Genomic DNA, 26,364 nt, shown 5'->3' on the forward strand with positions numbered 1-26,364 from the left:
TGTGTTGCCTCAGGACCCAACAGCGTGCCAGGAACATGAACCCCGCCCGGCCCCGCACGCCGACGTTCCACGATCGCAAGCGATCAGTACTAACCGGCGGCAGCGCCACCACGAGTTCACGTAAACCAGTAGTTCCACAATTCCTTGAGCAACCCGAACAGGCCTGCATTCGAGGCCTAAGCACGGGCCACTCCCAGCACGATGACTGGGATGTGTTGTGCTCCTTAGAAAGGAGGTGATCCAGCCGCACCTTCCGGTACGGCTACCTTGTTACGACTTCGTCCCAATCGCCAGTCCCACCTTCGACCACTCCCTCCCTTGCGGGTTGGGCCATGGGCTTCGGGTGTTACCGACTTTCATGACGTGACGGGCGGTGTGTACAAGGCCCGGGAACGTATTCACCGCAGCGTTGCTGATCTGCGATTACTAGCGACTCCGACTTCACGCAGTCGAGTTGCAGACTGCGATCCGAACTGAGACCGGCTTTAAGGGATTCGCTCCACCTCGCGGTATCGCAGCCCTCTGTACCAGCCATTGTAGCATGTGTGAAGCCCTGGACATAAGGGGCATGATGACTTGACGTCATCCCCACCTTCCTCCGAGTTGACCCCGGCAGTCTCCCACGAGTCCCCGCCATGACGCGCTGGCAACGTAGGATAAGGGTTGCGCTCGTTGCGGGACTTAACCCAACATCTCACGACACGAGCTGACGACAGCCATGCACCACCTGTACACCAACCACAAGGGAAGCCCCATCTCTGGGGATGTCTGGCGCATGTCAAGCCCAGGTAAGGTTCTTCGCGTTGCATCGAATTAATCCACATGCTCCGCCGCTTGTGCGGGCCCCCGTCAATTCCTTTGAGTTTTAGCCTTGCGGCCGTACTCCCCAGGCGGGGCGCTTAATGCGTTAGCTACGGCACGGACAACGTGGAATGTCGCCCACACCTAGCGCCCAACGTTTACAGCGTGGACTACCAGGGTATCTAATCCTGTTCGCTCCCCACGCTTTCGCTCCTCAGCGTCAGTATCGGCCCAGAGACCCGCCTTCGCCACCGGTGTTCCTCCTGATATCTGCGCATTTCACCGCTACACCAGGAATTCCAGTCTCCCCTGCCGAACTCAAGTCTGCCCGTATCGACCGCACGCTCCACGTTAAGCGTGGAGATTTCACGGCCGACGCGACAAACCGCCTACGAGCTCTTTACGCCCAATAATTCCGGACAACGCTCGCACCCTACGTATTACCGCGGCTGCTGGCACGTAGTTAGCCGGTGCTTCTTATCCAGGTACCGTCACTCTCGCTTCGTCCCTGGCGAAAGAGGTTTACAACCCGAAGGCCGTCATCCCTCACGCGGCGTCGCTGCATCAGGCTTGCGCCCATTGTGCAATATTCCCCACTGCTGCCTCCCGTAGGAGTCTGGGCCGTGTCTCAGTCCCAGTGTGGCCGGTCACCCTCTCAGGCCGGCTACCCGTCGTCGCCTTGGTAGGCCATTACCCCACCAACAAGCTGATAGGCCGCGGGTTCATCCTGCACCGCCAGAACTTTCAACACCCCTGGATGCCCAAGAGTGTGATATCCGGTATTAGACCCCGTTTCCAAGGCTTATCCCAGAGTGCAGGGCAGATTACCCACGTGTTACTCACCCGTTCGCCACTCATCCCCGGCCGAAACCGGTTCAGCGTTCGACTTGCATGTGTTAAGCACGCCGCCAGCGTTCGTCCTGAGCCAGGATCAAACTCTCCAACAATGAACAGTTCGATCGAGACTACATTCTCAATCATTCTCAAAGGAAACCCCGACGAGGGGGTTTCAATATAAGCTCTACTGGCTTAGTTCACTAGCACACTGTTGAGTTCTCAAGCAACACACCCCGCATCAACCTCCACCCCCGCAAGGGCGAGCCTGACCGAAGCGGTCATTCCTAGCAGTTTTTGGTGGGACACCCACTCAATCACCCTAGAGGCGAGAGCTTGGTTCGTGTCCCGGCGGCCACCCGGTTTCCCTGGCGACTTGAAGAACTTTACACGCCCTCCGAGCGCCCGAAACAGGGGGGTCCCTTAACTGCGTTCCCGCAGGTCAGAGCCCCTGTTTCGGGCCTCGGGCGGAGATCAGTCCCCGACGCGGACGCCGGCGACCGTGCGCTTGCCCTTGCGGACCACGAGCCAGCGGCCGTGGAGCGCGTCGGAGGCCGAGGGCTTCCACTCCTCGTCGGCGATCTTCACGTTGTTCACGTACGCGCCGCCCTCCTTCACCGTCCGCCGGGCCGCGCCCTTGCTGTCCACCAGTCCCCCGGCGAGCAGCAGGTCGACGATCGTCGCGTCGCCGGCGGGCTCGACCTTGCCGTTCGGGACCTCGGCCATCGCCGCGTCGAGCGTCGGCGCGTCCAGTTCGGTCAGCTCGCCGCGGCCGAACAACGCCTGGCTCGCCGCGATGACCTGACGGGTCTGGGCCTCGCCGTGCACCAGATTCGTGAACTCCTCGGCCAGCCGCTTCTGCGCGGCGCGCAGGTGCGGACGCTCTTCGGTGTCCTTGGCCAGCGCGTCGATCTCCTCCCGGTCGAGGAAGGTGAACAGGCGCAGGTAACGGATCACGTCGGCGTCTCCGACGTTCACGAAGTACTGGTACCAGGCGTAGGGCGAGGTCAGCTCCGGGTCGAGCCACACGTTGCCGCCGCCGGTGGACTTGCCGAACTTGCGTCCCTCGGCGTCGGTGACCAGCGGCGCGGTCAGCGCGTGCGCGGTCCCGCTGTCGACGCGGCGGATCAGGTCCACGCCGCCGACGAGGTTGCCCCACTGGTCCGAGCCGCCGACCTGCAGCTTGCAGCCGTGCTTGCGGTACAGCTCCAGGTAGTCCTGCGACTGCAGCAGCAGGTAGCTGAACTCGGTGTAGGACATGCCGTCGCCCTCGAGCCGGCGCTTGACCGTCTCCCGGTTCAGCATCACGTTCACCGAGAAGTGCTTGCCGACGTCGCGGAGGAACTCCAGCGTGTTCTGCTTCCCGGTCCAGTCGAGGTTGTTCTCCACGATCGCGCCGGTCGGCGAATCGTCGAAGTCCACGAACCGCTCCAGCTGCCCGCGGATCCGCCCGGCCCAGTCGGCGACGACGTCCAGGGTGTTCAGCGAGCGCTCCCCGTTGTCGCGGGGGTCGCCGATCATCCCGGTGGCGCCGCCGGCCAGCACGATCGGCCGGTGCCCGGCGCGCTGGAACCGCTTGAGCATCAGCAGCGGGACGAGGTTGCCGGCGTGCAGGCTGGGCGCGGTCGGGTCGAAGCCGCAATAGAGCGTGAGCGGGCCGTGGTCGAGTTCTCGGCGCAGAGCGTCGATGTCGGTGGATTGCGCGATCAGGCCGCGCCAGGACAACTCGTCAAGGATGTGCTCACTCACACCTGTAGATGATCCCCCACCAGGTCAAACGACTATCCCGCGGGTCGCACCTGGCGGCGTTTCCCGCCGCGGCGGTAGGTGGAGACGGCTGGTGAGCCGTCCACCCAGAACCGCCACGGCGTCTCCATCGCCATCGCGACGCCGACGCGCGGGCCGGTGCGCACGTTCTCCGCGGGCACGCGCTCGCCGACCAGCAGCCGCACCGGCGACTCCGGGTCGGTGAGGTCGACGCCGTTCTGTTCCTTGGCGAGGCCCAGCACCGAGGTGAGGATGGCCGGGCCCTTGGCGAGTTCGCCGTTGCCGCGCGCGTTCGGCCGCCGCTTCCGCACGATGTCGGCGCCTTCGACCACCTCGCCGGCGCGCAGCAGCACCGCGCCCGGCTGCCCGTCCTCGGTGCCGACGACGTTCGCGCAGAAGTGCATGCCGTAGACGAAGTACACGTAGAGGTGCCCGGCCGGACCCCACATCACGGCGTTGCGCGGGGTTTTCCCGCGATAGCAATGCGACGCGGGATCGTCGAGCCCGCGATAGGCCTCGACCTCGACGAGCCGCACCCCGACCCGGCCTTCGGGCGCGTCGGCCTCGAGGACGGCACCGAGCAGCAGCCGAGCCAGGTCGACCGGGTCCAGTGCCAGTTCTTCGCGCCGGAACAACCGGTCCACACGCACTCCCCTCGTCAGGCCGCCAGCCTAACCAGCGGCCTGACGAACGATCACTTCAGCCACTGCCGATGCGCCGCGACCCGCTCGATCAGGCGCTCCCGCTGCTCGGCGACCCGGTCCGGCGCGGTACCGCCGCGCGCGTCTCGCGAACGCACCGAGCCCTCGACAGTCAGCACCTCGCGCACCGCGGGCGTGAGCGCCGGGTTGATGGCCTGGAACTCCTCGTCGGTCAACTCGTCGAGCCCGACGCCGCGCGCCTCCGCGACCCGCACGCTCTCCCCCGCCGCCTCGTGCGCGACGCGGAACGGCACGCCCTGGCGCACCAGCCATTCGGCGATGTCGGTGGCCAGCGTGAACCCGGCGGGAGCCAGTTCGGCGAGGCGCTCGGTGTGGAAGGTGAGCGTGCCGAGCATCCCCGCGATCGCCGGGAAGAGCAGTTCCAGCTGTTCGACGGAGTCGAAGACCGGTTCCTTGTCCTCCTGCAGGTCGCGGTTGTACGCGAGCGGCTGCGCCTTGAGCGTGGCGAGCAGTCCGGTGAGGTTGCCGATCAGCCTGCCCGCCTTGCCCCGGGTCAGCTCCGCGACGTCCGGGTTCTTCTTCTGCGGCATGATCGAGCTGCCGGTTGCCCACGCGTCGTCCAGCGTGACGTAACCGAATTCGGCGGTGTTCCAGATGATCACCTCTTCGGCGATCCGAGACAGGTTCACCGCGAGCATCGCGACGGCGAACGCGAACTCGGCCACGAAATCGCGCGAGGCGGTGCCGTCGATCGAGTTCTCCACGCTGGTGTCGAAGCCCAGCTCGGTGGCCACGGCCTCCGGGTCGAGGCCGAGCGACGAACCGGCGAGCGCGCCCGAACCGTACGGCGACTCGGCGGTGCGCGCGTCCCAGTCGCGCAGGCGGGAGACGTCGCGCAGCAGCGACTGGCCGTGCGCCATCAGGTGATGCGCGAGCAGAACTGGCTGCGCGTGCTGGAGGTGGGTGCGGCCGGGCAGGATCGCGTCGGGGTGCCGGGAGGCCTGCGACACGAGCGCGTCGATCACGTCGAGCGTGCCCGCGACGACCCGGCGCGCGGCGTCGCGCAGCCACATCCGGAACAGCGTCGCCACCTGGTCGTTGCGGGAACGGCCGGCACGCAGCTTGCCGCCCAGCTCGGTGCCGGCGCGTTCGAGCAGACCGCGTTCGAGCGCGGTGTGCACGTCCTCGTCGGCGATTGTCGGCGTGAACGCGCCCGACGCGACGTCTTGCGCCAGTGTGTCGAGCGCGTCCAGCATTCCGGCCAGCTCCGCTTCGGTGAGCAGACCCGCCTTGCTCAGCACTCGGGCGTGCGCGCGCGAGCCGGCGATGTCGTAGGGCGCAAGGCGCCAGTCGAAGTGGGTCGAAGCGCTCAGCGCCGCCATCGCCTCGGCCGGTCCGCTGGCGAACCGGCCGCCCCACAGCTGCACCGGCTGGTCTTTCCCGCTCACGTTCTGCCTCTCTCGCGTCCGGCGTCTCAGGACGCCTGGGTAGTCAGGTGCTGGGTGCTCCCCAGCGGAGTCTGCCCGGTCCCCGGACGGTACCGCCGTCCGACCGGGCGAAGCCGCCTCCTGGGGAGGCCGGCCACGGTCGCGCTGCCCGCGTGCAGCACCAGCCGCACTTCGCCGGTCACGCGCTCCTGCGCCTGCCGGACGAACGCGTCGAGCGGCTCGCGCAGCGGCGAGAACCACGACCCGTCGTGGACCAGCTCGGCCCACCGGCGGTCGATGCCGTGCTTGAACCTCGCCAGGTCACGGCCGAGGGTCACTGCTTCCAGCTCCTGGTGCGCGGCGACGAGCACCACCGCGCCCGGAGCGTCACAGGTGTCGAACCGGCCGATCCCGTGTGGCCCGGCGCGATGTCCGAGCCGCTGCGCTGCCTCGGCGATGCTGACCGTCTCACCGTCGACCGCGACCGGCACGCCCTGGTCGAAGGTGACGACCACCTCGTCCGGCGCACCGAGGTTCGCCGCGGCGTCCTCGGTCCAGCGGTATCCGGAGGTCGCGGCCCGGGCCCACAAAGTCCGGCTGGTCGACAACTCCTGCCCTCGGACCTCAAGCTCAATGATCTCCAGCTCCGGTGCCAGCGCCGAGAGCACGCTGGACAAGGCGTCGCCGCCACCGTGCGCGATAGCCGACGCGTTCCGGTCCCTTGCGGTCGCGACGAGCTGACTTGCCAACAGCGGGCGAGCCAAGGCCGCGACCAGCGGATACCGATCGACGATCAGCGCATTCGCTTGCAGCGCAGGCAAACAGTAGCCATTCGCGAAGTCCTCGCGGACATCCACGACCACTGTCTCAGCGGCTCCGTCGGCCGTCGCCTGCCGCCGGAGCGCGCACAAATCCGCGTCGCCGGAACCGAAGTCCACGGCGACCGCGACCACTTCGCCTTGTCCCTTAAGGAGATTCAACGCGGCTGAGGAGCCGTGCCCGCCCGGATAGGCGAGCACGACCCGCCGGGTCACGGCTCCTCCCCTTCCGCCGAACCCCGCGCGAGCGCGGTGAACCGCTCGGCAAGGTCGCGTCCGGTGAGCGGTTCGCGCGCGATGACAGCGACCGTGTCGTCGCCCGCGATGGACCCGACGACCTCCTCCAGCGCGGCCCGGTCGATCGCGCTCGCCAGGAACTGCGCGGCGCCCGGCGGCGTGCGCAGCACGGTGAGGTTGCCCGACGAATCCGCCGACACCAGCAATTCGGCGAGCAGCCGGGACAGCCGCGAAGTGCCGCCCTGTACGCCGCGGACCGGGCTGCCGTCCTCGGGGATGACGTAGACCGGCGCGCCCGAGTCGGCGCCGCGCAGCTTGACCGCGCCGAGTTCGTCGAGGTCGCGCGACAGCGTCGCCTGCGTGACGTCGATCCCCTCGGCGGCCAGCAGCCGCGCCAGCTCCGTCTGGCTGCGGATGGCCATCGTGGACACCAGCTCGGTGATCCGCGCCTGGCGCCCGACCCGGCTGCTGGTCATCGGCCGTTCTGCCCGAACAGCCAGACCAGCAGGGCTTTCTGCGCGTGCAGCCGGTTTTCCGCCTCGTCCCAGACCGCGCTGGCCGGTCCGTCGAGCACCTCGTCGGTGATCTCCCAGCCGCGGTGCGCGGGCAGGCAGTGCAGCACGATCGCCTCGTCGGCGGCGCGCTTCAGCAACTCCGCGTTGATCTGCAGCGCACGGAACGGGCCGACCCGGTCGAGGCCGTCGTTCTCCTGGCCCATCGACGTCCAGGTGTCGGTGACCAGCACGTCCGACCCTTCGACGGCTTCGTGCGCGTCGGTGAACACGGTCGCGCTGCCGCCGGTCTCCTCGCCGTGCTTCTTGGCGTCCAGCATCACCTGCTGGTCAGGCTGGAAACCCTCCGGCGACACGACGCGCACGTTCATCCCGGCCGTGGTCCCGCCGAGCAGCAGCGAGTGCGCCATGTTGTTGGCGCCGTCGCCGAGGTAGGTGAGCGTGAGCCCGGCGAGCTTGCCCTTGCGCTCGCGGATGGTCATCAGGTCCGTGAGCACCTGGCACGGGTGGAACTCGTCGGTGAGCGCGTTGACGATCGGGATCGACGCGACCGACGCCATGGAGTCGATGCGCTTCTGCGCGAAGGTGCGCCACACGACCGCGTCGACGTAGCGGGACAGCACGCGCGAGGTGTCCTCGATGGTCTCCTCGCGGCCGAGCTGCATCGAGCGGCCGTCGACGATCACCGGATGCCCGCCGAGCTGGCTGATGCCGACCTCGAACGAGAACCGGGTGCGGGTGGAGTTCTTCTCGAAAATGGCGGCCACCGTCTTGCCCGCCAGCGCCTTCGTGCCGAGCGGATCGGCTTTCAGCTGGTCGGCGAGATCGAGCAGAGCGGCCTGTTCGGCCGGGGTGACGTCGTCGTCGCGGAGGAAGTGGCGGGGCATCAGGCGGGATCCTTCGTGGTGGTGGAATCGAGCGCGCCCGGGAGGGCGGCGAGGAAGCCGTGCGCCTGCTGCCCGTCGAGCACGAGCGGCGGGGCGAGCCGGACGGTGTCCGGGGCGACCGGGTTGACGAGGTAGCCCGCGTCCTGCGCGGCCTTCGCGACGGCTGCGGAAACCGGTTCCCGCAGTCCGATGCCGAGCAGCAGCCCGGAACCGCGGACCCCGGAGACGAGCGGGTGGCCGAGCGCCTCGACGCCGGCGGCGATGTCCTTGCCGAGCGCCGAAACGTGGTCGAGCAGGTCGTCCCGGACGATCGTGCGCAGCACGGCCAGCCCGGCCGCGCAGCACACCGGGTTGCCGCCGAAGGTGGTGCCGTGCTGGCCCGGCTTCAGCAGATCGCCCGCCGCGCCGACGCCGATCACCGCGCCGAGCGGAAGCCCGCCGCCGAGCCCCTTCGCGAGCGTGATCACGTCCGGCACGACCCCGGCCTGCTGGAAGCCGAACCAGGTGCCGAGCCTGCCGATCCCGGTCTGCACCTCGTCGAGCACGAGCAGCGCCCCCGCTGCCTTGGTGATCTCGCGCGCGGCCTGCAGGTAGCCGTCCGGAGCCGGGATCACCCCGGCTTCGCCGAGCACGGGCTCCAAGAACACAGCGGCGGTTTCACCGTCAACGGCTGCCCGCAACGCTTCGACATCGCCGTACGGAACGTGCGTGACGCCGGGAACCAGCGGCTCGAACGCCTCACGCTTCGAGGGCTGCCCGGTGAGCGACAGCGCGCCCATGGTGCGGCCGTGGAACGCGCCTTCCGCAGCGACGACCTTGCTGCGGCCGGTGAGCCGGGTGATCTTCAGCGCGGCCTCGTTCGCCTCCGCGCCGGAGTTGACGAACAGGACCTTGCCCTGTCCGCTGAGGCCCGCGACGTCGAGAAGGGTTTCGGCGAGTTCGACCGCGACCGGGTTCACGTACAGGTTCGACGTGTGCCCCAGCTTCGAGATCTGCTCGGTGACCGCGCGGACGACCTCGGGATGCGCGTGGCCGAGCGCGTTCACCGCGATGCCGCCGACCAGGTCGACGTACTCGGCGCCGTCCGCGTCCCACACTCGCGCGCCTTCGCCGCGCACGAGGGTCAGGCCGGGGGTTCCGTAGTTGTCCATGACGGCCGACTGCCAGTGCTGCTGACCGTCCGCATTGGACTTGAGAGTGCTCACGCGTGCTCCGTTCCGGAGGGCGCTGCCTCGGGCAGCACCATGGTCCCGATGCCGCGCGAGGTGAAGACCTCGAGCAGCACCGAATGGGCAAGCCTGCCGTCGATGACGTGGGCGCCGCGCACGCCGCCGCGCACCGCGCGCACGCACGCCTCCATCTTCGGGATCATGCCGCTGGCCAGGCCGGGCAGCATGCGTTCGAGACGGTCGACGGGGATCCGGTCGATCAGCGACGACCGGTCCGGCCAGTTGGCGTAAAGGCCTTCGACGTCGGTGAGCACGACGAGTTTTTCGGCGCCGAGCGCCGCGGCGAGCGCGCCGGCGGCGGTGTCGGCGTTGACGTTGTGCACCACGCCGTCGACGTCGGGGGCGACGGTGGAGACGACCGGGATGCGGCCGGCGTTCACGATGTCGAGCACCGCGTCCGGGTTCACCTCGGCGACCTCGCCGACGAGGCCGATGTCCACCTGTTCACCGTCCACAACGGCCTGTTTGCGCTCGGCGGTGAACAGCCGCGCGTCCTCGCCGGAAATGCCGACCGCGTACGGACCGTGCGCGTTGATCAGCCCGACCAGCTCGCGGCTGACCTGCCCGACCAGCACCATCCGCACGATGTCCATGGTCTCCGGCGTGGTGACGCGCAGCCCGCCCTTGAACTCCCCCGGCACGCCGAGCCGGGACAGCATCGCGCTGATCTGCGGGCCGCCGCCGTGCACGACCACCGGGTGCAGACCGGCCAGCCGCAGGAACACCATGTCCTCGGCGAACGCGGCCTTCAGCTGCTCGTCGATCATGGCATTGCCGCCGTACTTGACCACGACGGTCGCACCGTTGAACCGCTGCAGCCACGGCAGCGCTTCGATCAGCACGCCGGCCTTCTCGGCGGCGCTGGCAAGCCGTTCGTCGGCGGAGACGAGCCGCCTTTCGAGATCGGTCATGACGAGTACGCGCTGTTCTCTTCGACGTAAGCGTGCGACAGGTCCGTGGTGTAGATCGTGGCCTCGGCGGAGCCGACGCCGAGATCCACGACCACGTCGATGGCCCGCCCGGACAGGTCCGCCGCCGACCGGTCCTCGGCCGTCGTGCCGCCCGCGAACAACGTGGCGCCGTTGATGGCGATCGACACCGTCTCCGGATCGATCCGCGCCGGTGCGCGGCCGAGCGCCATCGCGATCCGGCCCCAGTTGGGATCGGACCCGAACAACGCGGTCTTGACCAGGTTGTCCTCGGCGATCGTGCGAGCCACGACAATCGCGTCGTCCTCGGACGCGGCGCCCTTCACTGTGACGTCGACATCCTTGGTGGCACCTTCGGAATCGGCTCGCAGCTGCAGCACCAGGTCATGGCTGACCTTGGTGAGCAGCTCGGTCAGCTCGGCTTCGGTCGGCTCCACCCCGCTCGCACCCGAAGCGAGAACGAGCACCGTGTCGTTGGTCGACGTGCCGCCGTCCACATCGAGCCGATCGAACGTGACGTGCGTGGCGGCGCGCAGGGCCCGGTCGAGCGTTTCCTTGCCCACCACGGCATCCGTGGTCAGCACGGACAGCATCGTCGCCAGATTCGGCGCGAGCATCCCCGCCCCCTTGGCGAACCCGCCGACGCTCCACCCGGATTCATGCTGGGCGAACGCCTGCTTCGGCTTGCTGTCGGTGGTCATGACGCCGGTCGCCGCGTTGAGCGCCGCTTCCGGGCTGGTGTCGAGCGCCTTGACCGCACTGTCCACACCGGACAGAACCGCCGGCATCGGCAGCCGCTCACCGATCAGCCCGGTGGAACACACCGCGACCTCGATCGCCCCGGTGCCCAGCACCTCGGCGACCTTTTCGGCCGTGGCGTGCGTGTCCTGAAACCCGCCCGGCCCGGTCGCGGCATTCGCCCCGCCGGAGTTGAGCACGACGGCCTTCAGCTTCTGCTGCTTCAGCACTTCCTGCGACCACAGCACCGGCGCGGCCTTGATCACGTTCCGGGTGAACACCCCCGCCGCGACGTCGAGCGGGCCGTCGTTGACGACCAGCGTGAGGTCCAGCGCGCCGGATGCTTTGATCCCGGCGGCCACGCCCGCGGCGCGGAAACCCTTCGGTCCGGTGACGGTCACGGTGCCACTCCCACGGTGGAAAGTCCGGTGGCCTCGGGGAAACCGAGCGCCAGGTTCATCGATTGGACGGCACCGCCCGCGGTGCCCTTGGTGAGGTTGTCGATCGACGTGACGACGACCAGCCGTCCCGCGCCGGCATCAATCCCGAGCTGGAGCTGGACGTTGTTCGAACCGACCGTGGCGGCGGTCGTCGGCCAGACCCCTTCGGGCAGGATCTGAACGAACGGCTCAGCGCCATAAGCCTTCTCGTACACCGCGCGCACCGCGGCCTCGTCGACGTCGCCCACGATCGGAGCGCTCGCCGTCGTGAGAATGCCGCGCGGCATCGGCGCGAGCACCGGCGTGAACGACACGGTCACCCGCTTGCCCGCCGCAGCCGAAAGGTTCTGCACGAACTCTGGCGTGTGCCGATGCGCACCGGCGACGCCGTACGCGCTCGCGTTGCCCATGACCTCGGACCCAAGCAGATTCGGCTTCAGGCTCTTGCCCGCGCCAGACGTCCCCGTCACCGACACCACGGTGACTGCGGGCTCCACCAGCCCCGCCGCCAACGCAGGAGCCAACGCCAGGGAGCCGCCCGTCGGGAAACAGCCGGGAACCGCGATCCTCTTGGTGCCCACGAGCTTCTCGCGCGCACCCGGCAGCTCGGGCATCCCGTACGGCCACTGCCCAGCGTGCTCGCCGGAGTACCAGCGTCGCCAGTCCTCCGCGTCGGCGAGCCGATGGTCGGCCCCGAGGTCGACCACCAGCACGTCCGGCCCGAGCTGCGCCGCGATCTCGGCCGAGTGGCCGTGCGGCAGCGCCAGGAACACGACGTCATGGCCCGCGAGCGTCTCCGCGCTGGTCTCGAGCAGCACGCGCCCGGCAAGAGGCACGAGGTGCGGCTGGTGCGTGCCCAGCGTCGTCCCCGCACTGCTCGCCGCCGTGAGCGCGCCGATCTCGACCTCGGGATGGGTCAGAAGCAGGCGCAGCAGTTCGCCGCCGGCGTACCCGCTGGCACCGGCCACCGCGATCTTCACCGTCATACGAATGATTATGCACGAGCGTGCAAGCTCAAACAAAGAGGGTTTGCTCACCCTGTCCGCCCCCTCCCCGGGACTTCCGTGGTTCTCGACCGTCTTTCTGCCGTTTTTCGCTGCCGTGGCGTGCGCGGGCGGCCGGATCGGCGGTCTCACGACACAGTTCGGCCATGGCGGTTGGCCCCTGTTTCGCGGCGGCCGAGCTTCCGCCTGCCGCAAAGCTGGCTCAGCACCCTGCTCGACGCGGGCACGAACAGCGGCAAAGACGCGCCGACCGGCGAACCCGGCATGATCGCCGGGGCCTCCGGCAACCGGAGCCGCTGGGGCGTTCGACCGCCGGATCGTCAGCCCAGCATCCAAGCCACCCGCGCGGCAACCAGGTCATCCGTATGGCACCCGTGCCGCCCGATCCGCCACCGAGGCCGTCCGTCCATGGACGAGCCCGGCATCCAGCCGCGCACCTAGGCCGCCGCCGCGCAATCCGACACCGACGCCCTCCGCCCGCGCCCAGGCCGTTCCGCCACCCGTGCCGTCCGTCCGGTGAGCAGGCTTTCCGCCCGGTGAGCAGGCTTTACGTCCGCCGCCGAGGCAGCGCCGTCCAACGCCCAGCAAGCCATCCGTCCGGCAAGCAAGCCCTCCGTCCGCCGCCGAGGCAGGCCCGTCCAATGCCCGACCGTCCCGCCCGGCGAGCAAGCCCTCCGCCCACCACCCAGGCAGCCCCGTCCGACGCTCAGCCACCCGTCCAGCGAGCAAGCCCTTCGCCCACCACCCAGGCAGCCCCGTCCGACGCCCAGCCACCCGTCCAGCAAGCAAGCCCTCTGCCCACCACCTAGGCAGCCCCGTCCGGCACCCGGCCACCCGTCCTACGAGCCAAGCCCTCCGCCCACCACCCAGGCGGCCCCGTCCGCTACCGGACCACCCGTCCGACGCCCGTGCCGCCCAACCCGTCACCGAGACCATCCGCCCAGGCGCGCGCCCAGACCGTCCCTCCGGCGAGCAGGCAACGCCACGCCGGGCCCGCGTCGGGATGCGAACCCGGCGGGCACTCGTCAGTCCGCTCCCTCCTCCGCCTCGCGCAGACTCGGCGGTGTCGGCAGATGATTTCCCGGATGTTCCGGATCGCAGCCGACCCGCGGCAGGCGTGCCCGGATCCCGCCCGGCGTCCGGGCGAAATGCCGGGCCAGCTCGGTCACCGAATCGCCGGCGAGCCAGCGGGCCTCGAGGTCCGCGTCCATCTCGTCGGTCCACGGCCTGCCCTGCTGCGCCGGGCGTCCGCGCGATCTTCGCCGCGCGCCGCCGCCCGCGAACGTGCGCAGGCTGGTGTCGAGCAACTCCGCGACGGTCGCCACGGACGTCACCTCGAGTTCGAGCCTGCCCTCGACGACGGGTTCGCCGTCCGTTCGCTCTCCGCCGACCGTGACGGTGACTCGCTCCGGTTCGCCGTCCTCGGTGCGGGTGATGACGGCGACCTGGTACTGGATATCTCCTGACCGGACCTCGGTCCGGTGCTCCTGAATGATCGTCATGGCCGCGAACGTATCCGCGACCCCCGACAATTTTCGATCACTTAACGCGATCGGGTGACTGCGGTCCGAAATTGTCAGACCCCCGCCGTAGCGTCCCCGGCGACCACGAAAACGACCGAGGGGGATCGGTGAACCAGCGGCAACGACAGCAAAGAACAGTGCCCCGGCCTGGCGGACCAGACCGGGGCACCAGGAGGAACAGCTCAGAAACGCAGCAGCCCGGCAAGCAGGCTCTGCTTCTCCTCCGCCGCGGCCTTCGCCTGGGCGTCAGCCTTCTGCTGCGCGCCGGAGGCGACTGGCGACGGAACCGGCTGCGGCACCGAAGCGCACTGGGCGTCGGAGCGGTCGGCTCGCACCCGCTTCGGCAAAGCGCCGGTGGCGAGGTAGTCAGCGACCTTGTCGTCCACGCACGCCACGCCGGAGAGCGAGCCGGCGTGCGTCGTCCCGCCGGGCGCGCTCACGAGGCTCGAACGCGGGTAGCGCTTGCGCACTTCGAGGCTGCCCGAGTACGGCGTGGCCGCGTCGAGTTCTTCGCTGATCAGCAGCGCGCCGCTCACCTTCGAGCCGTCGATGTCCACCGGCTTGCCAGGTTTCGCAGGCCAGTTGAGACAGGTCGCGTTGTACCAGGTGTTGCTCCAGGTCTCGAAAGGCGCACGGGTGTGGGTAGCCCATGCGTCGCGGCGCCAGCGGTTCCAGTCCTGCGGCCACTGCGTGTCGGTGCACTGCACCGCGCTGTAAACCGCGTAGCCGTTGTCGTCGCCGGGTGCGTTCGACTTGTCGTACAACGCCTTCAGCGTCTGCCAGTCGCCGCGGTGCACCCATCCGTCGAACGCCTTGGCGATGTCTTCCCAGCCGAACACGTAGTAGCCGGCCTGAAGAAAGACGTCAGTCCACTCGTCGCCGCCGATCACGCCGCCCGCCGGGTTCCGGTCGAGCTTCCGCTGCTGCGCGTACCAGAGCTGCTCGACCGCCGAGCCGGTCTTGCCGAGGTGGTAGACGTTGTCGTACTTCGCGAGCCAGTCGAAGTAGATCTTGATGTTGCGGTCGAAGGCGACGTCCTGGTCGAGATTGGCCTCGTACCAGACCTTGCGCGGGTCGACGTTCCCGTCGAGCACCATCCGGCGCATCCGTTCCGGGTACAGCGTGCTGTAAACCTGCCCGAGGTAAGTGCCGTAAGAGAAGCCGTAGTAGTTGATCTGCTTCTGGCCCAGCGCCTTGCGCAGGCTTTCCAGGTCCTGTGCGACATCAGTGGTCTTGATGTGCTGCAGCAGCGGGCCGTTCTTCGCGCAGGCCTCGGCGTAGCCCTTCGTGCGGGCACGCCAGGTGCTCTCCAGCTGCGGCGTGGCCGGCACGTAAGCCGGGCGGGCGTAGGAGAAGTAGTTCCCGTCGCACGTCAGCGCCGGCTTGCTGGAGCCGACGCCGCGCGGGTCGAAGCCGATCCAGTCGTAGCTGTCGCCGGCGTGTTTGGGCACGTTGCGGCCGAGCACCGACAGGCCGAGCCCGGAGCCTCCCGGGCCGCCCGGGTTCACCAGCATCACGCCCTGGTACTTCGCGGTCTTGTGCTTCACCCGCGAGACGGCGATCTGCGCTGTGGCGCCGGAGGGCTGCGCGTAGTCCATCGGAACCACCAGGAACCCGCATTCGGCACCCGCCTTGGCGAGACTGGGCGCGGAACACGGTCCCCACTTGATCGGCGGCGGCGCGTAGCCCGGCCCATCGGGCTGCGCCGCGGTGGCGGCGGGTGCGGCAGCCAGCGTTCCGGCCGCGACAGCGGCGGCGGCCAGCGCGGTGACGATTTTCCTCACAGTGGTCCTTTGCGTCCGACGGCAACCCGGGCTCGTCGAAGCTACCGGCTGCGCGGCACAATCTCGTTTCCCGACACGAGCCGCGCTGTCCCCCGATCGTCGGGATCCGAGACGACGGAGGTGGCCCTCGGTGCATGCGGGCGAAGCGTTGATCACGGCGGTGCGAACCGGGCTCGCGGAGCTGGCCGACCCGGTCAAAGCACCGGACATGCAGGCGTACATGAAGTCCGCGATGCCGTTTCGCGGAGTGCCGAAACCACCGCGCGGCAAGCTCCTCAAAGCTGTTCTGGCCGAGCATGTTCTGCCCGATCGAGTGACGTTCACCGAGACCGTGCTCGCCTTGTGGCGGGAGGCGGAGTACCGCGAGGAGCGGTACGCGGCGATCGATCTGTCCGGGCATCGTGCCTATCGGCGGTGGCAGGACCCGGAACTGCTGCCGATGTACGACGAGCTGATCGTCACCGGGGCGTGGTGGGACTACGTCGACGAGGTCGCGATCCGCCGGGTCGGGCCGATCCTGCGCGAACACCGGGCGGACGTCACGCCTGTCCTGCGTCGCTGGATGACAGACGCTGATCGCTGGCGCCGGCGAACGGCGGTGATCTGTCAGGTCAGCGCGAAGGACGAGGTGGACCAGGAACTGCTCGCCGACGCGATCGAGGCGAACCTCGACGACCGGGATTTCTTTCTGCGCAAGGGAATCGGCTGGGCGTTGCGGGATCACGCCCGCGCCGAGCCGGAGTGGGTCCGGGCGTTCGTCCAGGCGCACCCGGGGTTGTCCCCGCTGTCCGCACGGGAGGCGACGAAGCACCTCAAGTGAAGCGAACTGTTGCGGCACAAGGAAAGGAGGGAGCCATGACACCAGCGCTCCCCCGCCCCGGCTGACCGGCCGGTGGCCGGAGCGCGGGGCGGGGACAGACGCCGGATCAGGCGCGGAGCGTCGCTCCGAAGCGCTCGCCGGCAGCGGCGACCGCGGCGTCGCGGGCCTTGGTGGCCTCGTCGACGGTGAGGGTGCGGTCCGCGGCGCGGAAGCGGAGCTTGTACGCCAGGGAACGCTTGCCTTCGCCGAGCTGCTCGCCGCTGTAGACGTCGAAGAGGGTGATCTCCTCGAGCAGTTCGCCCGCTCCTTCGCGGAGCACGTCGGCGAGGTCGGCGGACGGGACGTCCGTGCCGGCGACCAGGGCGACGTCCAGCAGCACCGGCGGGTAGGCCGAGATGCTGGGAGCCGGACGGGAGTCGGGCAGCGGGATCGCGTCCAGGTCGAGTTCCATCGCGACCGTGCGCGGCGGCAGGCCGAGGGCCTCGACGACCTTCGGGTGCAGTTCGCCCGCGTGGCCGACCGGCCAGTCGCCCACGCGCAGCTGGGCGCAGCGGCCCGGGTGCCAGGGCAGCAGGTCGGCGGCCTGCACGGTGAGCTGCACGCCGGCGGCCTCGGCCACCAGGCGCGCGGCCTGCACGGCGTCGGCCCAGCCTGCCTGGTCGCCCTTGCCCCACCAGCCGGCGCGCGGGCGCTGGCCGCTGAGGACGACGGCGACGTGCATCGGCTGCGCGGGCACGGCCTCCTCCAGCACGGCGAGGTCCTCGTCGCTCGGGCGGTGCTCGACGCCGAGGTCCGGGGCCTTGAGCTGGTTCGGCTTCGGCAGCACGACCTGGCCGATCTGGAACAGCGACACGTCCTTCAGGCCGCGGGAAACGTTGCGCTGCAACGTCTCCAGCAGGCCGGGCAGGAGGGTGGTCGCCATCCGGTCGTGGTCGGCTTCGAGCGGGTTCCGGACGCGCACCGTCTTGCGGCGGATGTCGTCCTCGGGCAGGCCGAAGGCGTCCCACACCGCGTCGCCGATGAACGGGAACGGGCGCACCTCGACGTAGCCCGCCTCGGCGAGCGCGCCGGACACCGCGCGGCGGCGGCGCTGGGCGTCGGTGAGACCGCGGCCCGCGGGCGCGGCGGGCAGGACCGACGGGATGCTGTCGTAGCCCTCGAGCCGGAGGACCTCCTCGACGAGGTCGGCTGGCTGCACGAGGTCGCCGCGCCAGCTCGGCGGGGTCGCGGTCACCAGGCCGACGCCCTGGTCGCTCGTGCTGAGCTGGACCTTGCAGCCGATCTGGCCGAGCCGCCGCACCGTGACGCCGCGCTCGTAGCGCACGCCGGCGACCTGGTCGGGCAGGTTGATCGGCATGGTCACCGGAGCGTGCGGGGCGACGCCGCCGACGTCGGTGCGGCCCGGGCGGATCGCGCCCTCGCCGTACTGGCGCAGCAGCCGGGCGGCGAGTTCCACCGCGGCCGCGCACAGCGCCGGGTCGGTGTAGCGCTCGAAGCGCTTCGCCGCCTCGGAGAACAGCTTGTGCCGGCGCGCGGTGCGGCTGATCGACGCCGGATTCCAGTGCGCCGCCTCGAGAAGCACGTCGGTGCTCTCCGGCGTGATCTCCGTGCTGGCGCCGCCCATCGTGCCGGCGAGGGAGATGACGCCGCTGTCGTCGGCGATCACGATGTCGTCCGCGTCGAGGGTGCGCTCCACGTCGTCGAGCGTGGTGAGCTTCTCCCCCGCCTTCGCGCGGCGCACCACCAGGTCGCCCTGGATGGAGCCGGTCGCGAACGCGTGCAGCGGGTGGCCCAGCTCGAGCATCACGTAGTTGGTGACGTCGACCGCGAGCGAGATCGACCGGATGCCGGCCAGCATCAGCCTGCGGCGGATCCGCCACGGCGTCGGCGCGGTCGCGTCGAGACCGGTGACGCGGCGCAGCACGAACCGCGGGCAGCCTTCCGGGTCCTCGACCCGCACCGGCCACGCCTCGCCCTCGGCCTCCGGGAAGTTGTCGAGCATCGCCGGGTCGCCGAACGGCACGTCGAGCGCGTTCGACAGCTCGCGCGCCAGGCCGCGGACCGACAGCGCGTAGCCGCGGTCCGGGGTCGGCGTGACCTCGATGACCGTGTCGTCGAGGCCGAGCAGTTCCGTCGCGTCGTCGCCCGGGCTCGCCGTGCCCGGCGGGAGGACGAGGATGCCGCTGTGGTCGTCGCCGAGGCCGAGTTCGAGCGCCGAGCAGATCATGCCGTCGCTGATCTTGCCGTACGTCTTGCGCGCGGAGATCTCGAAACCGCCCGGCAGGACCACGCCCGGCAGCGCGACCACGACGAGGTCGCCCTCGGCGAAGTTGCTCGCGCCGCAGATGATGCCGCGCGTCTTGATGCCGTGCGGGCCCTCGTTCTCGAGCGGGCCGTCGTCCTCGTCGTCGTCCTCTTCGGACAGTTCCGCGTCGTCGGGCTCCGGGTCGGGTTCCTCGCCGACCTCGACGCGGCAGAACCGCACCGGCTTCTTGAAGCCGGTCAGCTCCTCGATCTCCGCGACGCGGCCGACCACGAGCGGGCCGGTCACCGGGCCGAGCTTGCTCAGCTCGTCGACCTCGATCCCGATCCGCACGAAGGCGTCGGCCAGGTCCTGCGGCGTGACCTCGGCATCCACCTCGAGATGCTCGGTCAGCCAGCTCACCGGGACTCGCACTACGCCTCCGTTCCGAAGGGAAGGGTGAACCGGACGTCGCCTTCGACCATGTCGCGCATGTCCGGGATGCCGTTGCGGAACTGCAGCGTCCGCTCGATGCCCATGCCGAACGCGAAGCCGGAGTAGACCTCCGGGTCGACGCCGCAGGCGCGCAGCACGTTCGGGTTGACCATGCCGCAGCCGCCCCATTCGACCCAGCCGGGGCCGCCCTTCTTCTCCTCGAACCAGACGTCGACCTCCGCCGACGGCTCGGTGAACGGGAAGAAGTGCGGGCGCAGCCGCGTCGTGGAGCGCTCGCCGAACATCGCGCGGGCGAACGCGTCGAGCGTGCCCTTGAGGTGCGCCATGGTGAGGCCCTTGTCGACGGCGAGGCCCTCGACCTGGGTGAACACCGGCGTGTGCGTGGAGTCGAGTTCGTCGGTGCGGTAGGTGCGGCCCGGGCACACGACGTACACCGGCAGGTCGCGGTGCAGCAGGCTGCGAGCCTGCACCGGCGACGTGTGCGTGCGCAGCACGAGGCCGGAGCCTTCCTCGCCGACGTAGAACGTGTCCTGCAGCTGGCGCGCCGGGTGGTCCTTGCCGAAGTTCAGCGCGTCGAAGTTGAACCACTCGGCTTCGAGTTCGGGCCCTTCGGCGACCTCATAGCCCATGGCGACGAAGACGTCGGCGATGCGCTCGGACAGCGTGCTGATCGGGTGCCGGGCTCCGCGTGGGACCTGGTCCCACGGCAGCGTGACGTCGACGGCCTCCTCGCGGAGCACTCGCTCGTCGCGCTCGGCCTGCAACGCGGCGCGGCGCGCGTCGAACGCGGACTGCACCGCCTGGCGGGCCTCGTTGACGCGCTTGCCCGCGTCGGCCTTCTCCTGCTTGGGCAGCGCGGCGATCTCCCGGCGCGCGAGCAGCACCGGCGACTGGTCCCCGAGATGGGCCGGTTTGACGGCGGCGAGCGCGTCCAGGTCGGCCGCGCCGGCGAAGGCGTCCTCGGCCGCCTTGATCGCCGCGCGCAGGGTCTCCGGTGCGAGCACGTCGACCGGCTGTTCTGTGGCTCCGGACATGACTCCTCGGCGTCCGCTGGGACTGGTGTTGTCGGCGGCACGCGGGCATGCCGCCGCACGTGCACATCGGGCAGCTCAGTCTAGGGGATCGGGCTCCAGGCCCAGCCGCTCACCCTCCGCTTCCGGAGCGGGTGCGCCGGATCCGCCCCGTGATCACGACCGACCGTCGCCGCGGACTCGAACGGTGGTCAGCGGATCAGGTGAGCGACGCCCCTCGACCGGCTTGCCTCGGACGCCTGCCCGGGGCGGGCGGCCCGGCGCGGCGGAGGAGCCGGGCGGATCCGGATCAGCCGCGCAGAGCTGCCACACCGAGTCCGCGCGACTGCCGGGCGCGACCAGCCGACGCAACCGACCGGCCGGAGTCAAGATCGGCAACAGCCCGCCGAGCAAAGAAACCCCGCGAGGAAACCCCGCGAGCAGCCGGAGTCAAAATCGGCAGCAGTGCGCCGCGCAAGGAAACCCGCGAGCAGCCGGAATCAAGATCGGCAGCAGCCCACCGGGCAAGGAAACCGCGAGCGGACGGAAGCGAAATCGGCAGCAGCTCGCCGAGCAAAAACCCGCGAGCGGCCGGAGCCAAAATCGGCAGCACCGCACCGCGCAAAGAAACCCGCGAGCAGCCGGAATCAGGATCGGCAGCAGCCCACCGCACAAGAAAACCTGCGGGCAGCCGGAGTCAGAGGCCGAAATCAGCAGTCACCTGACGGAACAGATCGTCTTCCGTCATGCCCGTATCCACCTCGACCGTCCGCAGCCCAAGGCGCTCCGTTTCGTCCCGCAGGCGGTCGGTGAACATCCGGTCCCGCTCGGCCAAGTTGCGGGCAGCCCGTTCCGGGTCGCTGGTCCGGCACACGAAACTCGGTGTGCTCCGGCCCTCGATGGCGGCAGCGCGGAACTCCGCGGTCGGAAGCAGCCAGACAGCTTGTCCCGAGGCAGCCACCGGCTTCACCAGGTGCGGCAGCAACCTGAGGCCCTCGACCACGACGTGCGGTTCCGGCGGCAGGCGAAGGAGATCCTCGACGATCAACCCGAAGCCCTCGCCCCGGAACCAATGGAACGTCTCGAGCATGACGTCCGGCGAGCGACGCACCCAGCGTTCGTCCATGTCCATCGCCAGGAAGGCGTGCAAGTACGGGGCGGAAGCCGGAGTTGTGCGGGCGGCGTGTGCGCGCATGGTGTCGTCGGTCGCGTAGTGGTGCCAGCCGTACTGAGCGGCGAGGCGGCGGGAGATCGTTGACTTGCCTGCGCCGGGTGCGCCGCCGATCCAGTAGACGTGCCGGAGATCCCGCACGGTCAGCGGTGTGCGGCCATCGCTGCGGTGTAGACGCAGACTGCGGCGGCGGTGGCCAGGTTGAGGCTTTCGGCCTTGCCGTACAACGGGATCCGGACTGCTTCGTCGGCCGCGGAGAGGACATCCGAGGGCAGGCCGTGGGCCTCGTTGCCGAAGATCCACGCCACGGGGTCTCCGAAGTGGACAGTCTCCAGCGAGGTCGACGCGTAACCGTGTGCGGCGAGCGTTCGGAGGCCGGCTGAGCGGAGCGCTCCGAGGACCGACGGGATGTCGCGGGCGCGGGCCAGCGGGATGTGGAACGTCGAACCGGCGGCGGCGCGGACGCTTTTGCCGTTGTGCGGGTCGACGGTGTCGCCGGCCAGGACTACCGCGTCGGCTCCGGCGGCGTCGGCTACGCGGATCACGGTGCCCGCGTTGCCGGGTTCGGCGACGTCCACCAGGACGACGACCAGCCGGGCGGAGGGCAGGACCGTCTCCAGTGGACGGTCGACCAGCGAGCAGACCGCGATGATTCCTTGCGGCGTCACGGTTTCCGAGAGGCCCGCGGCGGCGCGGTCGGTGATCGGCGACACGCGGGGGGCCGAGGCGACCAGCTCGGGGTGTGCGGCGGCGGCGCGTTCGGTCACGAACAGTTCGTGAACCGTGCCATGGGCGAGGGCCGAGGTGACCGCGTTGGCGCCTTCGGCCAGGAAGCGGCCCGTTTTCTCGCGTTCGGCGCGGCGGGTCAGCTTGCGCGCGGCAACGACCCGGGGGGTCCGTTCGGTGAACGGATCCGCCCCGGGCCGGAAAATGCTGCCGGTCAGGCCGACTTCGCTTCGCCGGTCGTGACGTTCGCCTTGGCCAGCTCGGCGAGCGCGGTGAAGGCGGCCGCGTCGTTGACCGCGAGGTCCGCGAGGATCTTGCGGTCCACCTCGACACCGGCGGCCTTCAGGCCCTGGATGAACCGGTTGTAGGTGACGCCGTTGGCGCGAGCGGCCGCGTTGATGCGGGTGATCCACAGCTGGCGGAAGTCACCCTTGCGCGCGCGGCGGTCGCGGTAGGCGTAGTTGAGCGAGTGGAGCGTCTGCTCCTTGGCCTTGCGGTACAGCCGCGAACGCTGGCCGCGGTAACCGCTGGCCAGTTCGAGAGTCGCGCGACGCTTCTTCTGGGCGTTGACCGCCCGCTTGACGCGTGCCACTGGTCCATCCTGTCGAATTCGGGGGTGCGGGGACCCCGGGGTGGTCGGGAAAGGGTGCGGGCCTCAGCGGCCGAGCAGGCGCTTCACTCGGCTGACGTCGTTCTGGGCGACCTCGGTGGTGCCCTCGAGACGACGGGTGAGGCGGTTGGACTTCTTCTCCATCAGGTGGCGGCGGCCGGCCTTCTGGCGACGCAGCTTGCCCGAACCGGTGATGCGGACCCGCTTCGACGTGCCCTTGTGCGTCTTCATCTTCGGCATGGTTGTTCGTCCTCTTCCGTGCGGCGGCACACCGGAAAACCCGGTGTGCCGCTGACTGTGCTGGTCGGCGCCGGGGCGCGCTACGCCTCGGGAGCCGGTTCGGCCTTGACGGCCTTCGGCTTCACGTTCTTGTGCGGGGCCAGCACCATGATCATGTTGCGTCCGTCCTGCTTCGGCGACGATTCCACGAAGCCGAGCTCGGTGACGTCGTCGGCGAGCTTCTGCAGGAGCCGGAAACCGAGTTCCGGCCGGGACTGCTCGCGACCGCGGAACATGATCGTGACCTTGACCTTGTTGCCCGCCGCCAGGAACCGCGACACGTGACCCTTCTTGGTCTCGTAGTCGTGCTGGTCGATCTTCGGCCGCAGCTTCTGTTCCTTGATGACGGTGAGCTGCTGGTTGCGGCGGGACTCGCGGGCCTTCTGCGCGCTCTCGTACTTGAACTTGCCGAAGTCCATGAGCTTGGCCACGGGCGGGCGGGCCTGCGGGGCCACCTCGACGAGGTCGAGATCCGCCTCCTGCGCAAGCCGCAGCGCATCCTCGATCCGGACGATGCCGACCTGCTCGCCGTTAGGGCCGACGAGCCGGACTTCCGGCACCCGGATGCGTTCGTTGATGCGTGTCTCGGAGCTGATGGGGCCTCCTTGGTCCGAGTGATGTTTTCTCGCTTCGACCTGGTGCCCACATGACTCAGGCCCCGTCTCCGGCTGCTGCCGGTGCACGGGGCCCGCTCTGTCTCCGATCGCGCCCGGCGGAAAGCTGAACGCTTCGCCTCCGCGGTACGCTGCCGGAACGGCAGGCACCACATCGGCGAGACCGGACCCGGACACCTGAGGCGGTGACGCGGGTGGGAGCGGGGCTCCACTTGCCGCCCCCGATCGCTCGGGAGCTGGTCGTACGTGGAAGGGTACCAGACGTGCCTGAACAACCTTCGCCACCGCCCCCGTATTCCCCCGACGACCGCGGGCTCGAGGAGATCCCGAGCGTCGAGGTCATCAGCCGCGCCGCGGTGATGCTGCTGTCCGCGGGAGCCGAACGCCTCGGCCTCGCCGACGCCGACCCGGAGAACTCGCCGCACCGCGACCTCGACGAGGCGCGCCGCCTGATCACCGCGCTCGCCGGCCTCGTGACCTCCTCCGCGGAGTACCTCGGCCTGCACGCCGGACCGCTGCGCGACGGGCTGCAGTCCTTGCAGAAGGCGTTCCGCGAGGCGTCCGCCGTGCCGGACCCGCCGGGCCAGGGGCCAGGGGCCAGGCGAGAAGTACACCGGGCCGGTTTACTGAGCCCTCCCGAGAGACCCTCCGAAGACCCGCCTCGCGGCAACGCCGGGCGGGTCTTCGCCGTTTCCGGAGGCGGACGCCACCAGAACCGGCCGCGGTTCGGACTCCCCCTCTCGCGAAGGCTCGTGAGAGAGGGCCGCCTTGACGGAATCAGGGTCCGTGAAGGTGGCCCTCACGGACCGGAGCTGGCTGTGAGGGTCGCCTTGAGGGAATCAGAGTCCGTGAAGGTTCCCCTCACGGACCTCGCAGCAGTCACGCGCAACGACCGCCGAGGTAAAGCGCACAGCCGCCCTGACGGAGCGGACCCGCAGTTCCAACCGCTGCACCCAACAAGCGAGGCACCCAGCCCCTCCCCCGCACCCCGATACGAAGCCTCCCTGCGGTTCGGGGGTGCTTGTCAAGGCATCTTTCCCGCCTTGACAAGCACCCCCGAACCGTCAGCACAATCAGGCTTCGGGGTGCCCCACGCACTCACCACAGCAATGTCGCCGCCAGGCGACGAGCCGAACCACAGCCCCTCACAGTATTGCCCCGCCCACCGCCGACATCTAACATGTTAGATGTGACCACACTCCCCAAGGTCTCCCGGCCGCTGCTGCGCGACGAGGCGTACGAGCGCATCCGGCACGCGATCATCGACGGCAGCTTCCCGCCGGGCACTCCCCTGCGCGACGCCGACCTCGCCGAGCAGCTCGGCCTCTCGCGCGCCCCGGTGCGGCAGGCGCTGCTGCGGCTGGCCGAGGACCGGCTGGTCGTGTCCAAGCCGCAGAGCTACACGAGGGTCGCCGAGTTCGTGGCCGACGACGTCCGCGACGCGGTCCGGCTCGTCCGCGCGCTGCACGAACTGGCGGTGCGCGAAGCACTCCCCCGGCTCGGCAAGCAGCAGATCGCGGAAATGCGCGAAGCCAACGACCGGTTTCGCGCGGCGGTCGCCGAGGGGGACGTCGGCAAGGCGATCGAGGCGGACGACGAATTGCACGACATTCCGGTGCGCGCGTGCGGCAACCGGGCGGTCGCGGCGACGCTCGACCGGTACACGCCGTTGCTGCGGCGTCTCGAGTACGCGCGGTTCAGCTCGCTGCCCGCACACCGTTCGGTCACCCGGCACGAGGAACTCATCGCCGCGCTCGAAGCCGGTGACGAGGCGGCTGCCGCACAGCTCACTTCAACGATTTGGACCGACCTCGAAGCCCTCCTGGAGGACGCGTGAGCCTGGCTGATTTCCCCCGTTTCCCGTTGCTCGTCGGGCCTTCGCCGGTGCACCGGCTGGACCGGCTGACCGAACACCTCGGCGGCGCGGCCGTCTGGGCCAAGCGCGAGGACCTCAACTCCGGGCTCGCGTACGGCGGCAACAAGACACGCAAGCTCGAATACCTCGTCGCCGACGCGCTCGCCAAGGGCGCGGACACGCTCGTCTCGATCGGCGGGGTGCAGTCCAACCACACGCGGCAGGTGGCGGCCGTCGCGGCGCGGGCCGGGATGAAAGCCGTGCTGGTGCAGGAAAGCTGGGTCGACTGGGCCGATCCGCTGCACGACAAGGTCGGCAACATCCAGCTCTCGCGGATCCTCGGCGCGGACGTCCGGCTCGTCGACGCCGGGTTCGGCATCGGCTTCAAGGAAAGCTGGGAGCAGGCGCTCGCGGAGGTCGAGGCGAACGGTGGCACGCCGTACGCGATCCCGGCCGGGGCGTCGGACCATCGGCTCGGCGGGCTCGGGTTCGCGAACTGGGTGCTGGAGCTTGAGGAACAGGAACGCGAACTCGGCGTTTTCTTCGACACTGTCGTGGTTTGCTCGGTCACCGGGAGCACGCAGGCCGGGATGATCGCTGGGGCGGCGGTGAGCGGGAAGCCGCGGCGGATCCTGGGGATCGACGCGTCGGCGAAGCCGGACGAGACGCGCGAGCAGATCGGCCGGATCGCGAAGAGCACGGCGGAGCTGGTCGGGGCTAAGTCGGTTGAAGACGTAGAACTCGACGAGCGGTATCACGCTGGGGTGTACGGGATTCCGGACGAGCAGACGCTGGAGGCGATCCGTACTGCGGCGCGGTTCGAGGGGATGATCACCGACCCGGTGTACGAGGGGAAGTCGATGGCCGGGCTGATCGATCTCGTACGCACCGGCGAGATCGCGAAGGACTCCAACGTGCTGTACGCGCATCTCGGCGGGCAGCCCGCGATCAACGCGTACACGAGCGTGCTCGGCTGAACCGGGTGCCCG

Annotated in this window: 22 protein-coding genes, 1 rRNA gene and 1 pseudogene; 4 read left to right on the top strand and 20 right to left on the bottom strand. The window is 69.6% G+C overall.

All coding sequences use genetic code 11. The features are described 5' to 3' along the window. Positions 1 to 228: 228 nt before the first annotated feature. From RPX00_RS41480 to RPX00_RS41540, 13 genes are all read right to left on the bottom strand, one after another. Positions 229 to 1,748: ribosomal RNA gene (locus RPX00_RS41480) — 16S ribosomal RNA — on the bottom strand. Positions 1,749 to 2,109: 361 nt separating this feature from the next. After that, positions 2,110 to 3,384: a tyrosine--tRNA ligase gene (tyrS, locus tag RPX00_RS41485; RefSeq protein WP_406633943.1), complete on the bottom strand. Its 1,275-nt coding sequence runs from the start codon at positions 3,382 to 3,384 to the stop codon at positions 2,110 to 2,112. Positions 3,385 to 3,416: 32 nt separating this feature from the next. Next, positions 3,417 to 4,052: a DNA-3-methyladenine glycosylase gene (locus RPX00_RS41490; protein ID WP_378406259.1), complete on the bottom strand. Its 636-nt coding sequence runs from the start codon at positions 4,050 to 4,052 to the stop codon at positions 3,417 to 3,419. Between the two features lie 44 nt (positions 4,053 to 4,096). Further along, the gene (gene argH, locus RPX00_RS41495) at positions 4,097 to 5,512 is read right to left on the bottom strand and encodes an argininosuccinate lyase (RefSeq protein ID WP_406633945.1); all 1,416 of its coding nucleotides are present in this window, start codon (positions 5,510 to 5,512) and stop codon (positions 4,097 to 4,099) included. Positions 5,513 to 5,538: 26 nt separating this feature from the next. Then, positions 5,539 to 6,525 (bottom strand): argininosuccinate synthase domain-containing protein, encoded by a 987-nt coding sequence (locus tag RPX00_RS41500; RefSeq protein WP_406633947.1) that lies wholly within the window; start codon positions 6,523 to 6,525, stop codon positions 5,539 to 5,541. After that, positions 6,522 to 7,022 (bottom strand): arginine repressor, encoded by a 501-nt coding sequence (locus tag RPX00_RS41505; protein ID WP_406633948.1) that lies wholly within the window; start codon positions 7,020 to 7,022, stop codon positions 6,522 to 6,524. The genes RPX00_RS41500 and RPX00_RS41505 overlap by 4 nt, the downstream gene beginning before the upstream one ends. Then, positions 7,019 to 7,945, bottom strand: a complete 927-nt coding sequence (argF, locus tag RPX00_RS41510) for an ornithine carbamoyltransferase (protein WP_406633950.1) — start codon at positions 7,943 to 7,945, stop codon at positions 7,019 to 7,021. Before argF ends, RPX00_RS41505 begins: the two co-directional genes overlap by 4 nt. Continuing rightward, positions 7,945 to 9,150 carry an acetylornithine transaminase gene (locus RPX00_RS41515; protein WP_406633952.1) on the bottom strand — a complete coding sequence of 402 codons (1,206 nt, stop codon included), beginning with the start codon at positions 9,148 to 9,150 and terminating at the stop codon, positions 7,945 to 7,947. The genes argF and RPX00_RS41515 overlap by 1 nt, the downstream gene beginning before the upstream one ends. Then, positions 9,147 to 10,085, bottom strand: a complete 939-nt coding sequence (gene argB / locus RPX00_RS41520) for an acetylglutamate kinase (protein ID WP_406633954.1) — start codon at positions 10,083 to 10,085, stop codon at positions 9,147 to 9,149. Before argB ends, RPX00_RS41515 begins: the two co-directional genes overlap by 4 nt. Next, positions 10,082 to 11,242, bottom strand: a complete 1,161-nt coding sequence (gene argJ / locus RPX00_RS41525; protein ID WP_406633956.1) for a bifunctional glutamate N-acetyltransferase/amino-acid acetyltransferase ArgJ — start codon at positions 11,240 to 11,242, stop codon at positions 10,082 to 10,084. Before argJ ends, argB begins: the two co-directional genes overlap by 4 nt. After that, positions 11,239 to 12,267, bottom strand: coding sequence for an N-acetyl-gamma-glutamyl-phosphate reductase (gene argC / locus RPX00_RS41530; RefSeq protein WP_406633958.1), 1,029 nt, complete (start codon positions 12,265 to 12,267; stop codon positions 11,239 to 11,241). The genes argJ and argC overlap by 4 nt, the downstream gene beginning before the upstream one ends. Before the next feature lie 1,043 nt (positions 12,268 to 13,310). Next, entirely contained in the window at positions 13,311 to 13,787 is a 477-nt protein-coding gene (locus RPX00_RS41535) for a helix-turn-helix domain containing protein (protein ID WP_406633959.1), read from the bottom strand. A 203-nt stretch (positions 13,788 to 13,990) separates the two neighbouring features. Further along, a complete protein-coding gene (locus tag RPX00_RS41540; protein ID WP_406633961.1) occupies positions 13,991 to 15,592 on the bottom strand; it encodes an alpha/beta hydrolase in 1,602 nt (533 codons plus the stop codon). Positions 15,593 to 15,722: 130 nt separating this feature from the next. Here RPX00_RS41540 and RPX00_RS41545 point away from each other — a divergent pair, with 130 nt between their 5' ends. After that, on the top strand, positions 15,723 to 16,412 hold the full coding sequence (locus tag RPX00_RS41545; RefSeq protein WP_406633963.1) for a DNA alkylation repair protein: 690 nt from the start codon (positions 15,723 to 15,725) through the stop codon (positions 16,410 to 16,412). A gap of 106 nt (positions 16,413 to 16,518) precedes the next feature. Here the strand turns inward: RPX00_RS41545 and pheT are convergent, their stop codons facing one another. From pheT to infC, 7 genes are all read right to left on the bottom strand, one after another. Continuing rightward, positions 16,519 to 19,089, bottom strand: coding sequence for a phenylalanine--tRNA ligase subunit beta (pheT, locus tag RPX00_RS41550; protein ID WP_406633965.1), 2,571 nt, complete (start codon positions 19,087 to 19,089; stop codon positions 16,519 to 16,521). Beyond that, a complete protein-coding gene (pheS, locus tag RPX00_RS41555; RefSeq protein ID WP_406633967.1) occupies positions 19,089 to 20,144 on the bottom strand; it encodes a phenylalanine--tRNA ligase subunit alpha in 1,056 nt (351 codons plus the stop codon). Before pheS ends, pheT begins: the two co-directional genes overlap by 1 nt. Positions 20,145 to 20,817: 673 nt before the next feature. Further along, a complete protein-coding gene (locus RPX00_RS41560) occupies positions 20,818 to 21,432 on the bottom strand; it encodes an AAA family ATPase (protein ID WP_406633969.1) in 615 nt (204 codons plus the stop codon). Positions 21,433 to 21,434: 2 nt separating this feature from the next. Next, entirely contained in the window at positions 21,435 to 22,223 is a 789-nt protein-coding gene (locus RPX00_RS41565; protein ID WP_406643263.1) for a TrmH family RNA methyltransferase, read from the bottom strand. Between the two features lie 8 nt (positions 22,224 to 22,231). Continuing rightward, entirely contained in the window at positions 22,232 to 22,609 is a 378-nt protein-coding gene (gene rplT / locus RPX00_RS41570) for a 50S ribosomal protein L20 (protein ID WP_009079612.1), read from the bottom strand. Between the two features lie 63 nt (positions 22,610 to 22,672). After that, positions 22,673 to 22,867, bottom strand: a complete 195-nt coding sequence (gene rpmI, locus RPX00_RS41575; protein WP_009079615.1) for a 50S ribosomal protein L35 — start codon at positions 22,865 to 22,867, stop codon at positions 22,673 to 22,675. 80 nt (positions 22,868 to 22,947) lie between these two features. Then, entirely contained in the window at positions 22,948 to 23,502 is a 555-nt protein-coding gene (gene infC, locus RPX00_RS41580; protein ID WP_182895384.1) for a translation initiation factor IF-3, read from the bottom strand. Positions 23,503 to 23,783: 281 nt separating this feature from the next. On the opposite strand from infC, the pseudogene RPX00_RS41585 reads away from it, so the two are divergent. From RPX00_RS41585 to RPX00_RS41595, 3 genes and pseudogenes are all read left to right on the top strand, one after another. Beyond that, positions 23,784 to 24,150, top strand: a pseudogene (locus RPX00_RS41585) (DUF1844 domain-containing protein). A gap of 559 nt (positions 24,151 to 24,709) precedes the next feature. Then, entirely contained in the window at positions 24,710 to 25,357 is a 648-nt protein-coding gene (locus RPX00_RS41590; protein ID WP_406633971.1) for a GntR family transcriptional regulator, read from the top strand. Beyond that, positions 25,354 to 26,352 (top strand): 1-aminocyclopropane-1-carboxylate deaminase, encoded by a 999-nt coding sequence (locus tag RPX00_RS41595; RefSeq protein WP_406633973.1) that lies wholly within the window; start codon positions 25,354 to 25,356, stop codon positions 26,350 to 26,352. The genes RPX00_RS41590 and RPX00_RS41595 overlap by 4 nt, the downstream gene beginning before the upstream one ends. Positions 26,353 to 26,364: the final 12 nt, after the last annotated feature.

Origin of the sequence: Amycolatopsis sp. WGS_07 (genome assembly GCF_045278895.1) — a bacterium.
Taxonomy (GTDB): Bacteria; Actinomycetota; Actinomycetes; order Mycobacteriales; family Pseudonocardiaceae; genus Amycolatopsis.